The organism is Bacillus sp. AP8, assembly GCF_000321185.1.
Lineage (GTDB): Bacteria > Bacillota > Bacilli > Bacillales > DSM-1321 > Bacillus_AD > Bacillus_AD massilioanorexius.
Genome location: NZ_CAPG01000092.1, coordinates 15,418 through 30,071, shown reverse-complemented (window position 1 = coordinate 30,071; position 14,654 = coordinate 15,418). Strand labels below are relative to the sequence as shown.

Genomic DNA, 14,654 nt, shown 5'->3' with positions numbered 1-14,654 from the left:
ATCTTTACAAGCTACAACGCAAGCGTTACAGCCATTACAACGAGCTTGATCTATATAAAAGCCTAATTGAGCCATGTTTTATTCCTCCCTACGCTTTTTTTACATCTGCTAAATTGGTATGTTGAGGATTACAATGGAACGGTGAAGCTTTTTGACTAGTAAGAACGTTGATTGCTCCTCGTTTATCTATGCCTTTTTGATCCGGATTAAACCAACCACCTTGTGGTAACGCAATAACTCCAGGCATAATTCTACTTGACACTTTTGCAGGTATATTTATTTTTCCACGATCATTAAAGATTTCAACTTGATCTCCATTTTTAATGCCACGTTTGTCCGCATCAATAGGATTAATCCAAAGCTCTTGAGTTTGTACCTCTTCCATCCAATCACTTGTATCCCAGGTAGAGTGACAACGTCTCTTCACATGCCAACCAAAAACTTGAAGTGGATATTTTTTTGCTAATTCACTTTCAGGCCCTTCTTCAACTGCCACATGCTTTGGAATCGCAGGAATTTCTTCAGGATTATTCATATCAAATAAGTCTTTAGAGAATAACTCAATTTTCCCGGATGGTGTTTCAAATGGGTTATTCTTCAAATCCTTGATTTGATCTGCGAATTTGACAACTGTAATATCTTTATATTTATACACACCATTTTTTTGCATTTCTTCGTATGTTGGGAAATTTGGATCTTTCTTTTTCGATTCTTCAATCATCCATTTCACCCATTCATCTTGTGTTCTACCTTCTGTAAATTCTTGTTCAATTCCTAGCTCAGCAGCTAACTTCGACATCCACTCATATTCTGTTAGAGAACCGTATAATGGCTCAACCACTTTTTGTGATAGGAAAATGTGTTGACCGTAGCTCCATGGTGGAACTAAGTCGTTTTGTTCAAAGAACGTACAAGTTGGTAAAACAATATCGGAATATTTAGCAGATGGAGTCATGTAAATGTCTGAAGTTACAATAAATTCACACAATGACTCATCTTCCAAAATTTCGATTGTCTTATTAATATCGGAATGTTGATTTACTAAACAGTTACCTGCCATGTTATAAATCATTTTGATATTAGAAGGTAAAGTTTGCCCTTCTTCTAACCCTTTAACGCCATCTTTTGCTCCCATTTCTTTACCACGTACAATAGCATCTGTGTACAAGAAACATGGAATGCTAATATCTAAAGGATTATCAGGAATTGGGAACTTTTCATATTTAATAATTTCACCAGCTGCACCTGCACCAGCCCAGCCTCCACTAATACCGATGTTACCTGTTAATGCAGCTATAAGTGAGCCACCACGAGACATCTGCTCACCGTTCATATGACGGTTAATACCATTTCCTTGTACCCAAGCCATTGGTTTTGTAGTGGCTACTTCACGTGCTAGCTGTTTAATTCGACTTGCAGGTAATCCAGTTATCTTAGCTGCCCATTCTGGTGTTTTTGGTGTTTTATCTTTCACACCCATAACATAGCTGTAATAAGATTCTCCTGCTGGAACACCTTTTGGCATATGAGCTTCGTCATGACCAATACAGAATTTATCCAAGAATTCTTTATCTTGTAAATTCTCCGAGAAAATCACATAAGCCATTGCAGCAATTAATGCATTGTCAGTACCTAGTTTTACAGGAAACCAATCATCTGCTAGAGCTACTTCTGTATCTGTCTTTCTTGGATCGATAGTATAAATTTTTGCTCCTTTAGCCTTTGCCATACGTAAATACATATTAAAATGTCCAATAATGGTTTCAGCAGGATTCATACCATGTAAAATAATCAATTTTGAATCTAACAATGTATTACAACTACTTGATGCAGCGCTTACACCAAAAGTAAAAGGAGTTGCTACACTATGTTGACCAGAGCTATAGTTTGAATATCGTCCTAAATAACCACCATCTAATGCAAGCAGTCTTTGAATAACTGTATCTCCACTACCAATTTGTCCAGTTTGTCCAGTCGCATAAAGGCTGAAGCGAGAAGCAGGACCATATTTTTCTTTAATGCGATTATTTTCTTTAGCTATGATTTTAATTGCTTCATCCCATGAAATTTCTTCAAATTTACCTTCACCACGTTTACCTACACGTTTTAAAGGCTTTTTTATACGATCTGGAGAGTAAATATGTCTACGATATCCACGACCACGCACACAAGCACGAATTTGCGGATACTGTTCATTATCAGCATGTTCATCTCTTGCATCATCATCTGTGCTTAATCGTACAATTTGACCATCTTTTACATGAGCTTTAATTAAACATTTTCCTCCGCAGTTTAGCGTACTACATGTTGGAATGACTGTAGCGTCCACTTTACTATCTGAGCTTGCGGCATTTACTTTTTTCACAAGATTGCTTGATACCGCAGTACCTCCGATAATTGCTGGTGCAGCTACCGCACCCGACCACTTTAAAAATGAGCGGCGTTTCATCTTTATATTTGAGATTTTTTCAAAAATATTCTCACTCATTGTCGAGGTCCTCCTTCATTGTTTTAATATATTCAAAATCTTCCTCTACAAATATGCTCAGTAATAGTGCAATTCCTTTATAAAAATCACTTGTATGAGAAGAGAGAATATCCATCGTAAAAGGGGTAATCCATCTGTTTAAATGTTCTTTCATCAACCAATATTGTGTATAAACACCTTTGATATAATCTGCTTCCCTACCTTCTTCAATAGCAGAGAGTGTATAGTTAATTAAATAATTCATAAACTCTAATTCAATCGCAATATGATCGTCTGGATCTGTATTCTCATGGATAAACTGCAAACCAAATTCAGATAACTTCTTTCTCATTTGAAAAACAGGTTCACCAAAAAGAGATTTATCTCTCGTTATATAAACGGATTCCCACGGTGGAGCTGGAACTTTACCATCTTCATTAAAAATATAAAATGTCGCTAAATATGCTTCTTTTTCTTGTTCGACAATCTCAGTAAGAGGTTTCTTATCTAAACTTTCAAAGAAAGAACATAAATACTCATTTCCTTCCGTTAATACAGCTTTAAATTCAGAAGAAAAATGTTCTTTCCAATTCAGTAGTACTTCTTTTGTTAATGGACATTGAAGAGAAACTCTTAAAAACGAATAAATCACTTCTCTTTCCTTACTAATAGACATCAATTTAGGTACTTGGGTGGTTATCATTTTTAATCTCCCTTCTAAATAACAGACAGGTAATCTTTCATTTGTTGTGAAATTTATCTTTTTCCTGACTTGGATAAGTGAAAAGCTTATTTTCACAACAAGTTCATTCATTCTTACTTGACGAAAACAGTAATATTAACAAGATAAAACCATCAATGTCCCGGTCTATCTAGCTTTCATGTGACTTCATTCACAAAACAATTTACTTTTTCTAGTTTAGCAATGACATCAGGAGAAAAAAATACTAATAAATTTGTTAGTAACTAGTATTTTGGTTAGCATAATCTCTTTTTGGATAGCTGTGCCAAAGGTTTAAAGGGGATAATCGCCCCAGTCTATTCGCTTTCCGTGATCGAGTGCAAAGCTCGCTTACTTCTTTCTCAATGTGGTTTTGGCTTTCTCACTTTACGAGTACAATTCTTGCAGATGCTGTATTTCTTGTTAAAGCAAGACCTTTTGGAGAGATGGATTAGTAGTTACATCACTTAAATACAAATTGCACTTTTGTTTAGGAATATAGAAAAGCATAATAGAATAAAAATTCGAAAAATTAAAAGTGTAGGTTCAAGGAAAGTAGGGGCAGAAAGATTGTGCTAAAACTAAGTAGCATAATAAAAAAATCGTGAAAGAAGAAATATGAAGAATAAAGAGGAGAAGATTCTGCATACATACATTTATTTAAGTTGTTATAAAAGCAATCTTCTACTTTAATAATCTTTCGCGTATTATGATAAATACTTTAGTACGCGTAAGATTATTAAAGTTATATAAGCATACAACCTACATTAGCTGATAAGCTGGTTGCAGGATTTGCAAGGTGACAATGCTTTTTCCTTATCAAAATCTGTGTAGGTTCTTGACCATTGACAAATACTTTGCAGTATAGGTTTTAACGATTCTCCTTTTTCCGTTAAGATGTATTCAACTTTAGGTGGCATTTGATTATACTGTTTTCTCGTAACAACGCCTTCTGCAATCAATTCTTTCAGTGTAGAGGCTAAAACTGTATCCGTCACACTCGATAATTCTTTTCGAATTGCATTGTAACGCATAGTACCGTTAGATGTAATTAGACAGATAATTCTTGTTTTCCATTTACCACCACATAAATCTATAGCATACTCAATAGGACACATCATCTCTTTTTTTAATTTTGGTTCATACATAGCTGTTCCTCCCTTTGAGTTTTCGGTCCTCTAGTAAACAATCAATCGTTGTAATACGCTTGATACAATCTATAATATTTTCATACAGCAATTAAAAAATCAAGTCCTTCTTTAAAAGGCTGATAATACCAAGTATTCTAACGAATATACAGAGCTTTAACAGACTACTAAAACATAAAATATATCTCTTTTCATGTCGGTCATTCCGATAATCAAATCACGAAGAATCTGTATCTTCACGTAACGCAAGACATGAAAAAAGAAGCCTCCCATAAGTTTGCGCAACTTATGGGAAGCCTCTGTTAAAATACCCTATTTTAGCATTTCACTATTAATCAGGGGCAGATTACATCATGCCGCCCATATAGTTTCAAAGTGTAATATGTTTCCCTATAGTGGAACAAAACGGTATCAAATCAACGTTTTACTCACCTTAAGTGTAATATCTTCAACTTGTATTTAATGCGATTTATTAGGTTCCGTTAGCAAAATGTTAGCATTTAGTTAGCAGGCATGATTAGATTATTATATACAAAGCGAAAGCGATGCAGATTATATGCATCGCTTTTTTGAATTAAAATATTCAGAACCCAATAATTATGAGACGTTACTTTATTACCGATTTATACAACCTTGGCTAATTGAAAGTTTCCATCTTCACTTTCTCTATAACTCAATATATTTTTATCTTTTTCTAATTTATATATATCCCGATCATCAATTTCAATTCCGACAACATTCAAGAACTTGGATATGTATATAATTGTGCAGAATTCAGATATTTTACGAACTTCTGTTTTGTTCTGTACTTCTAATATCAGCTTCTTCATTTTCAATCGCCTCCACAATTTTATTTATACTAATAGCCCCTAATCCTTGTTGGTGTGCAGGATAGCCTAAATCAATAGTAGTTGTATAAATATATTCAATAGCTTTCGGAATATTACCAACTCTATTTAAGATTGCTCCAATAACTCCAGAAACAAGCGGAGCAGAGAATGAAGTCCCCGTTATATAATTACCATCCACATACACATTACCTGGAGCTACAATATTAGGCTTGCCTTTACCTTCCTTTCCAAAACTGGAATAGTCAGCAATTTTATTATCTTTGTCTATAGCCCCTACTGTAAGGGCGTTCATTGCATGCCCTGGACAAGCAATGCTACCAACTTTATTATCGTTATTCCCAGCTGCAACAATTATCGCTACTCCTAAATTAGAAACAATGTCTACAAGCTTACACAACTTACAATTTGAATTACATTGACGATTAAACCCTGCAGAAATGTTTATGATTTGAGCCCCATTATCAACTGCCCATTCTATCGCATTCATTAGATATAATTCATTAGGTCTATGTTCGCCAATTTTTGCAACATATAAACTCGACCCTTTGGCAAAATATTTAATTATCTTTGCCACATTATTCCCATGACCCTTTCTATCAGCTATTCCGCTATTAGTAAAGTCCTTAGAATCAACAACGTTCACATCTGGATTAACACCAGAATCTAATACTGCAATCCGAGTATCTCCCCAACCAACAAGGTCACTTTTTACTAATATTGAACGTCTTATTGGAGGTTGAAAAGCAATACTAGAGGCAAACTCTCCATCTTGGTATTCACCTTCAATTGGCACTTGTACACTCTCTACAAAATCAAGACACTTTAATATTTCATCAGAATCAGCTATAACTCCTACGCACGACAAAAATTTCGATTCATAGATTAGAGATATCTTTAATTCTTTCATTCTTTCTCTATCAGTATTATTAAGATCTCTACACAAATTAATAAGATACTCCATCCTTGTCCCCCTACTTCATATAGGTATAAAACGTTGTGTGTTAATTTATGCAATCTCTTAATTATACCAAACTGTTATCATGGTTTTTTGTTTTAATAGTTTAAATATTACATCAAAACATACAACATTTCTATAATTTATAGAAAATTTAACCAAAATATTAAACTATTAATAATTATCACATCTCCTTCCTTATTCTGTTCTAAGTTGATACATATTCACAGATTCCCCATCTCTTCCAAAACAAACATAATATATCTATTCAAAAACTAATTGGTATAATAATGATAGGAGGAAAACAAAATGCATTACATACAATTCGGTTCACAAACAATACGATATGAACTATCCAGAAGCAATCGTCGCAAAAGCATCTCTATTTCTGTAAATCAGCATGGCGTTAAGGTTGTTGCTCCTACTTCTGCTGAACATGATGTTATTAAAGATATAGTGCATCAAAAAGGTGCTTGGATTAGACAACAGCTGAATAGTTATAAAGAGATGAATCAAAATAGCTTAAAACGAAAGTTTGTATCAGGGGAAAAGTTGCCTTATCTCGGTAGGCAGTACCGACTTAAAGTGATAAAAATAAATGAATCTCTAGCTTCAACTTTTCGTTTCCATAGAGGACAATTTGTCGCAGAGCTCCATGAAGATATTTCAGAATCCAACTTTAGAGAAATATTACACCCTCTATACGCTGAATGGGTTACACAAAAGGGCCATCAGTTTGCCCAAGAACGAATGAAGAGATTTACAATTAAATTCCCTCATCACCCAAATGCTATCAAGGTCAAAGAGCAAGAGCAACGTTGGGGCAGTTGTACACCAACCGGCAACATTCTGCTGAACTGGCGCATATTCCTGGCTCCTGCATCTGTTGTCGATTATGTATTGGCCCATGAACTAGCGCACTTAAAATACATGAATCACTCAAAGGAATACTGGGAAACACTGCGTATGTTGTTGCCTGATTATGAAGCAAAAAAAGAATGGTTAAGAGTAAATGGAAGAACATTATATATATAAGAAAATGACCAGCACATCCATGCCGGTCATTTTCTTATTTCTTCCCATATTGCGTTTCTGCTAATGCTGTGAAATAACCTGTTAATAAAAATGCATCCTTTGGCTGGATTTTCTTTTTTAACAGCATTAATTTCAAATCAGCAGTTAATTTACGTTTAAAGTCTGTTTTCGATGTCCAATCACTAATCGGTGTCACTTGTTCTTCAATAAAATGTTGTACTTCTACCGCTACTTCTTTTAGTTTGTAGTCTTCTTTATCTTCGCAAACTTCCTGTAGCTTATTGTAATATGGCTCTTGTAAATAGGTTAATCCGCTCTTTGTTTGACCACTCGCTTTATCTAACAACTCTTCTCGAATGGCATCATAGTGTTCTAATAATTCAAAGATTGTTAGCTGGCGCTCCTTATACCGCTCAATCAGTTCTTCGACTTTATCTTTTAATGACGTATAGAATACTTTATCTTCTTCAATACGAACGGATATCTCTTTCTTGATTGCATGTTCCATCTGTGCTGCTTTTGTTTCAGGATGGACATTCTTATCCAGTTCTTCTTTAAACGATGCATCTAAAATAGATACCGGATCACGCGCATCGATTCCTTCAGAATATAGATAATCATGAACCAGTTTACGCACTTTTTCACCACAATCGGAGATATCCATGCCATCCTCAATCGAGAATCGTGATTTAGCTAATTGACGAATAACACCTGCACGTTTTAAATCATCCACATATCTTTCTGCTTTTGGACTTGGTAATACCTTATCCATGCTTTCAGCAAATCGTTTATAGGCGATATCAAAATCAGCTCGCACGTCTTCATTTACTAAGCGCAAAACACTCTCTTCTAGTTGATTCTTTTTCAACCCATCAAAGAATCTCATTGCCGAACGATGACGTTGTTCTAATCTCGGCAATTCAGAATCAATAGAATGCAACGCACCTTGTACATCATTCGAACTAAAGATTTCAAGCGCTTGATCCAAGAAGCGAGATACACCAAAATAGTCAACAATCAATCCATATGATTTATTGGCATCATACTTCCGGTTCGTTCGAGCGATGGCTTGCAACAGATTATGCTCTTTCAATGGCTTATCCAAGTATATGACCTGTTCAATCGGCGCATCGAATCCTGTCAGCAACTTATCACATACAATCAACATGGATAGTTTATCTTCGGAGAACGGCTTCTTGAATCGCTCAATCAGTTTTTTCTCTTCCTCTTTCGAAACATGATACTCTCGTAATTCTTCGCTATCATTTTGTCCTGCTGAAAAGATGACAGCTGTTTCAAACTTATTCATAGCATATTCATCAATCAGTTTCTTATATTGAACGGCTGCATAACGAGAAACTGCCACGACTTGTGCTTTATAGCCATTGATTAAAATTTTGCTTTCGAAATGATGGATAATGTCCAAAGCAATCTCCCTCATTCGTTCAGGAGCAGTCAAAAGCAATTGATCATTTACATATTTCTGTTTGATTTTTTCTTTTGCTTCATCATCATACTCATGAAATGAACGAGCAAACAGTTCATCCAACGTTTCACCTTTCACATGAAGATTCGGTAAACGAGATTCATAGTAGATTGGAACCGTCGCTCCATCTTCAACCGCCTGTTCAATGGTATATTTATCGATATACGAACCGAATTTCCCCGTAGTAGAACGACTTTTCTTATCAATCGGCGTACCAGTAAATCCAATAAACGTAGCGTTAGGCAACGCTTTACGCATATTCATAGCTAATCCTTTATATTGGGAGCGATGCGATTCATCTGTCATGACAATAATATTCTCTGCTTCAGAAATAATCGGAAAGTTCTTCTCTTCATTTCCTTGGAATTTTTGAATCAATGTCATGACCGTTGCTCCTGGCCCTTTTGCTAATTGTTGCTTTAAATCAGCCACTGATGCTGCTTGCGTTGGATTAGGAAAACCTGATTGCTGGAACGTTTTCGTAATTTGGTCATCCAAGTCTTGTCGGTCCGTAACAATGACAAGCATCGGATTCTCCAACTCTACTTGTCTACGTAGCTTCATCGCCAAATAGACCATCGTCAATGATTTCCCCGACCCTTGTGTATGCCATACAACACCACCACGTAAAGCCGGCTTCTTCTCTCTCATGATTCGTTCAATAGCTTTGTTCACTGCCCGATATTGTTGATAGCGAGCCAGTTTCTTCACTTTTCCATCGAATACGATGAAGTTCCGCATTAAATCAAGAATAACTTCTTTACGTAACGTTCCAGAAACTAGTACATCTTGAGCTCGATTACTTCCGATTTCATCAAATGTATACGGATAAGGGTCTTTCCATAATCCATAATGCTGCGCTTTCGCTAAAATAGTTCCTATCCGCGCACGATCTCGGCTTGTCACAATGAGCATTTGGTTATACCAAAACAACTTTTCATTCGTATCCATATAGCGTTCGAACTGTTTAACGCCCTCCGGCAACTGCTTATCCACTTGTACTTTCGGACTCTTGCATTCGATGAGAACTAATGGGAATCCATTAATATATAAGATAATATCCGGGCGAATCGTTCCAGCCGCATTTTCGATACTCAACTGATTCACAACGAGAAAATCATTATTTTCCACATGTTCAAAGTCGAATAGCTGCACGGTTTGATTTTTCTTCCCAGCTCCTACATCTTGCAGGACGGATATCCCTTCGCCAAACAGCCAATCAAAAATGGTCTTATTCGCATGCCAAACATCTTCCGCTTGCAACATCATAAATTGCTTTACAACCTTCTCTACATTGTGCTTGTCAATCCAAGGATTCAGCTTCTGGATGGCATTAGCAAGACGCTCTTCCAACACAATGCTCGATTTAGAAGAACGTTCATGCTCTAGTTCTGAGCCAGTCTTATGCGTATACCCATAACTCTTCAGCTGTTCGATTAGTGGTAATTCCACTTCTGTATATTCCAATCCACTCAACCTATTCACCTCCTATGTATGAGAGAGACGGCTTACACCGTCACTCGAATCTTCCCAGTAAGAAGCTGTTGCATTAAGCCTTTTTTCAATTCCAGATACTTCTCTTTTTCCTGTTCGTAGCTTTCAATTTGTTCGTTTACGGATGATAGAATGGAAGCTATTTTTTGTTGTTCTTGTTTAGATGGTAATCCAATTTTGATTTCTTTAATTTCAGACACCGCAACCATATTTTTGATTGTCGAACCATGAGTCATATCTAACATCTTAGCTTGCATAAAATCAGACGTAAGTAAGTAGTATAAAAAAACACTATCGACTGTTTCTATTTTTGGTCTAAATCGTAATAGTGCTTGATTCATAACACCTCTTTGAATATTATCAGGCACAATAGTTACTCTTCCAACTGTACCCGAACAACTGATTAATATATCTCCACTTAATATTTCAAATCCATTTAATTCTTCAAATTTCTCTCGAGAAATAAAGTATCGAATATTATTGAATTGATTATATATAACATGTTGTTGTTCATAAACAGCAAAACCTTCTTCTACAAAGTATTCCTTTTTTAGAGCTCCTCCAAAAGGACCTCTTTTTACTCCCGTACTTCCGGCTTCCATCAAATTCACTAAACTTTGTATTTCCCATTCAACCGGTATCTCCCCAAGTTCCGTCTGCTTAAACTCTGTATGTCCAATGCCTTTTGTCAGCAATTGCTGCATTAAGCCTTTCTTCAACTCTTTCGTTTTTTCAATCAGCTGTTTGGTATTCTCGATTTGCTCATCGACTGTTGAAAGGATTTCGGCGATTTTTTGTTGTTCAAGAAGTGTAGGATATATCACGTTAAGTTTAGCAAGAGTTGTCAAACCTATACGTAATCTAGTCGTACCAGTACTGTTTAATTCGGCCATTTTTCTAAAATAATTTGAGTTAATAGCATACATTAAAAATACAGTATTTACTTTCTCTATGTCAGGTGACAGCCTTATTGCATCCGAAGCCATCAAAAATCTAGGGCTATAATCTGGAATTATACATGCTCTTGCAACAGGCTCTGCCATTTTCGCAATAACTATTTCTCCAGGGAATATATTACATTTTTTTAAGCTATCTGCCTTTTCTTCACTTGTGTATATCTTATAATTGCTATTAAAGCTACCATCACCAATATTCTGCAATTGAATAATTTGCACTCCACTATCCGTATACTCGGTACTTGTTAAATCCGATCCAAATGGCCCACCACAGAATGAGTACCTATCTTCCTCCTTAGCTAGCTTAGCTAATTCTACCAATTCCCACTCAACCGGTATCTCCCCAAGCTCCGTCATCTTATATCCATCACGTACAACTTGATTACTCTCTACCATCACATCTCACCTAACCCTAATTCACGCAGGTATCCGTTCAACTTCTCTTTAATCTCAGAACGGCTACTTTCTAAATCCGTAATCTCTTTAATTACCGATTCTAAATCCACTTGCTCTTCTTCTTCTGATTTATCAATATAACGTGTAATGTTCAAGTTATAGTCATTGTTTTTAATTTCTTCTAATGTAACGACACGAGCATATTTATCTACATCTTCATATGCATCAAATGTAGCGACAATCTTTGCAAGGTCTTCATCACGAAGTGTGTTTTGGTTCTTGCCTTCTTGATATTCATCTTCTGCCGCAATGAAGAATACTTTTCCTTTTCTCTGTTCCGCTTTATTTCGATTGAAAATCAACACGCAAGCAGGAATACCCGTACCGTAGAAAAGGTTAGAAGGTAAGCCAACAACAGCTTCTAATAGATCCGATTCCAACAAGCCCTTTCGAATTTTCCCTTCAGCGCCACCACGGAACAGGACACCATGCGGCATAACCACGCCAGCCATTCCATCCGCTTTTAACGATGCAATCATATGTTGAATAAACGCATAGTCTCCAGCATTTTTCGGTGGAATGCCATATTGGAAACGCCCATATGAATCATGCTCTGCTTCTTCACGTCCCCATTCTTTCAATGAAAACGGAGGATTGGCAATCACTCGGTCAAACAGCATGATTTCCCCATCTTCAACTAACTTTGGTTCACGAATCGTGTCGCCTTTTTCAATACGGTGATCGGGTAGATTGTGTAATAGTAGGTTCATTTTTGCAATTGCCCATGTACCCAAGTTCTTCTCCTGACCGAATAATGATAGCGATTGTGGATTGCCATTATGTTCTTTCACATAGTCCACCGATTGAATTAACATACCGCCTGATCCACACGTAGGGTCGTATACACGCATACCTTCTTGTGGCTTAATCAGTTTGACAATCAATTCAACCACTTTCGATGGCGTATAGAATTCTCCACCTTTTTTCCCAGCATCATCGGCAAACATTTTGATCAGATACTCATACGCACGTCCCAACATATCAGGCTCTGAAAGGTTAACATTACGTAAATCCAATAATGAGAAATGTTGCAACAGACGTTGTAAGACACTATCCGTCAATACTTCTTTACGATTAAAGTCAATCGGTGTCAACACACCTTCAAGTGTGACATTTTCATTTTCTAATGCTTCAAACGCTACATTAATTGCTGAGCCGATGTCAGACGCATGCTTACGAATTTCCTCCCAACGAGCCGCTTCCGGTACATAGAACTGGTATTGATCTGGATCATCCGCTAGTAGTTGTCCAATCTCTTCGCCATGCTCTTGTAAAAGCTCTAATTTGTGTTCTTCAAATACGTCACTCAGACGCTTTAAAAATAACAATCCAAATATATAGTTCTTATAATCGCTTGAATCGACAGAGCCTCGCAGGATGTCAGCTGACTTCCATAAATGCGATTCTAATTCTTGTAATGTTAATTGACTCATCATTATACCCGCCTTCATATTTCCTTATTTTTATGTAATAAGACCTAATACCATCTTTTCTCATTCTACCATAATCCAAATGATGTTATCTCATACAATTATCCGTCAATCTGCCCCTACTATCACACATAAATGCGTACAAAAAATTATTCAAGTTAAAGCTTGTCATTCCACGATCAAATGGTTTTATTACAAATACAAACTAGAAATCCTCAAAGGTCAGAGCCGCTACCTCTGTCAAAACGCTGTCATTGCTAGTACCGACATTAACCGCAACTAGAAACAATATAACCGTGGGAATGCCCTTAAGTCACGCTAAAGAAGAGGTCAGGTGAGTTGAGCCGATGCATATAAAATCAACGTACCATACATCAGCCAAGGATGTTGCCACTGCTTATGTCCGGTATGGGAGTCTTAGAGAAGTGACGACAACTTCTTGCAGGAATTGGTCGGGTTGGGATTCTAGAGGTTACGGCCTCGTAGATTGTTAGCGATACTTTGTTGGGTAGAATGGCAAAGTGCTAACTTTGATAGAAATATCGTGTTAAGCAGTGGATGACTCATTTATGCACTCAGCACATGGACGGAGTAATCTAATACCTATCCTCTAGCTACTGAAAATTTTTTGTTTTTGGGGCTAGGGTAGGTGTTCTATAATCTATAGCCTACAACTCGCAGCATACCGGAGTCATAAAATGTAGAAGTTTAGTTAAAGTATCCATATTTGGTAGAGAAATGTAAACAGTTCGTTCGCCCATAATATTCTTTAGTTAGTGATGTTGCATGTTCTGATACGTTTTAATCCGTAAGCAGATTTCTTAAACACGAAACCTTCGACAAACAGTTTGTCTATCGTAAATAATTATCTAATGTGTATATTAAGAAACTATCCCTTCAAGGAGTTAGTCTCTAAATCAGATAACCTCCTACCTCTTACAACTGTGACTCCTCTAGAAATCCATCCATCACTTACTTACAAATAGACTAGATGTGGCCTCAAATAGATAATATGAAAGTTTTTCCTCACCTACCATTAACAATACATTGAAAATTATCTCCAAATGGTTATGTTACCCTCTGTCATCGAGATAGTAGATGATGAGAATCATAATGAAAGGAAGTGTAACTGTGAAAGTTGTTATCAAGAAACCTAACTATCCTATTCACAATGGTATGGAAAATACTATCAAGCACTTAAAAGATAGAGGTTTACTCACATGAACACACCGCAGTCAAATTTCAAAGAAAAGTTCAAGAATTCCATTGAGCATGAATTAGTTTCAGCTCAAATGGTTGCTCGATTTGAAGCATATTATTCTCTTTGGAAAGGTCAAAATCATGAAGAAAATACTAGATAAATATAAAATTGCTGGCCATAAACGCCATAGTCTCTTTTATATTGTTCAGCGAGACAATTCTAGTGAGCAAAATTGCCAACTAAGAATAGAGCTAGATTGTTCATTAACACATACTGCTTTGCTTCCAAATGTACAACGAAATGGATCAGCTAAAACGCAACATTCAGTAGAACCACATGAACAGCTTACCTTAATTATTAACGGGGATTGTTTCACACAACATTCTTATGATGAACAAAACGTATTAAATAAGCACCTCCCGTCAATGCTGATTAGCAAATAGGAGGTGCTTCT

Annotated in this window: 12 protein-coding genes; 3 read left to right on the top strand and 9 right to left on the bottom strand. The window is 36.4% G+C overall.

What is annotated here, in order from left to right; translation table 11 throughout:
* The 6 genes from BN349_RS25585 to BN349_RS21855 form a co-directional block, all read right to left on the bottom strand.
* Nucleotides 1–75: 4Fe-4S binding protein (locus BN349_RS25585; protein ID WP_187370273.1), on the bottom strand; the 75-nt coding region annotated here is incomplete at its 3' end.
* 13 nt (nucleotides 76–88) lie between these two features.
* The gene (locus tag BN349_RS21875; RefSeq protein ID WP_019244451.1) at nucleotides 89–2,488 is read right to left on the bottom strand and encodes a DMSO/selenate family reductase complex A subunit; all 2,400 of its coding nucleotides are present in this window, start codon (nucleotides 2,486–2,488) and stop codon (nucleotides 89–91) included.
* Nucleotides 2,481–3,170 carry a TorD/DmsD family molecular chaperone gene (locus tag BN349_RS21870; protein ID WP_019244450.1) on the bottom strand — a complete coding sequence of 230 codons (690 nt, stop codon included), beginning with the start codon at nucleotides 3,168–3,170 and terminating at the stop codon, nucleotides 2,481–2,483. The genes BN349_RS21875 and BN349_RS21870 overlap by 8 nt, the downstream gene beginning before the upstream one ends.
* A 785-nt stretch (nucleotides 3,171–3,955) precedes the next feature.
* A complete protein-coding gene (locus BN349_RS21865) occupies nucleotides 3,956–4,336 on the bottom strand; it encodes a winged helix-turn-helix transcriptional regulator (protein WP_019244449.1) in 381 nt (126 codons plus the stop codon).
* Between the two features lie 623 nt (nucleotides 4,337–4,959).
* Entirely contained in the window at nucleotides 4,960–5,166 is a 207-nt protein-coding gene (locus tag BN349_RS21860; protein ID WP_019244448.1) for a hypothetical protein, read from the bottom strand.
* The gene (locus tag BN349_RS21855) at nucleotides 5,120–6,148 is read right to left on the bottom strand and encodes a S8 family peptidase (RefSeq protein ID WP_019244447.1); all 1,029 of its coding nucleotides are present in this window, start codon (nucleotides 6,146–6,148) and stop codon (nucleotides 5,120–5,122) included. The genes BN349_RS21860 and BN349_RS21855 overlap by 47 nt, the downstream gene beginning before the upstream one ends.
* 303 nt (nucleotides 6,149–6,451) lie before the next feature.
* On the opposite strand from BN349_RS21855, the gene BN349_RS21850 reads away from it, so the two are divergent.
* Nucleotides 6,452–7,177, top strand: coding sequence for a M48 family metallopeptidase (locus BN349_RS21850; protein WP_019244446.1), 726 nt, complete (start codon nucleotides 6,452–6,454; stop codon nucleotides 7,175–7,177).
* Between the two features lie 34 nt (nucleotides 7,178–7,211).
* On the opposite strand, the gene BN349_RS21845 is transcribed toward BN349_RS21850, so the two are convergent.
* Genes BN349_RS21845 through BN349_RS21835 form a run of 3 tightly spaced genes read right to left on the bottom strand, consistent with a single transcriptional unit; the run spans nucleotide 7,212 to nucleotide 13,002 of the window.
* The gene (locus BN349_RS21845) at nucleotides 7,212–10,139 is read right to left on the bottom strand and encodes a type I restriction endonuclease subunit R (protein WP_019244445.1); all 2,928 of its coding nucleotides are present in this window, start codon (nucleotides 10,137–10,139) and stop codon (nucleotides 7,212–7,214) included.
* 32 nt (nucleotides 10,140–10,171) lie between these two features.
* On the bottom strand, nucleotides 10,172–11,509 hold the full coding sequence (locus tag BN349_RS25150; protein WP_019244444.1) for a restriction endonuclease subunit S: 1,338 nt from the start codon (nucleotides 11,507–11,509) through the stop codon (nucleotides 10,172–10,174).
* On the bottom strand, nucleotides 11,509–13,002 hold the full coding sequence (locus BN349_RS21835; protein ID WP_019244443.1) for a type I restriction-modification system subunit M: 1,494 nt from the start codon (nucleotides 13,000–13,002) through the stop codon (nucleotides 11,509–11,511). The genes BN349_RS25150 and BN349_RS21835 overlap by 1 nt, the downstream gene beginning before the upstream one ends.
* A 1,217-nt stretch (nucleotides 13,003–14,219) precedes the next feature.
* Here BN349_RS21835 and BN349_RS26170 point away from each other — a divergent pair.
* Complete coding sequence (locus BN349_RS26170) at nucleotides 14,220–14,360, top strand: hypothetical protein (RefSeq protein ID WP_019244441.1); 141 nt, start codon at nucleotides 14,220–14,222, stop codon at nucleotides 14,358–14,360.
* Nucleotides 14,341–14,643, top strand: coding sequence for a hypothetical protein (locus BN349_RS21820; protein WP_019244440.1), 303 nt, complete (start codon nucleotides 14,341–14,343; stop codon nucleotides 14,641–14,643). Before BN349_RS26170 ends, BN349_RS21820 begins: the two co-directional genes overlap by 20 nt.
* The last annotated feature ends 11 nt before the right edge of the window (nucleotides 14,644–14,654 follow it).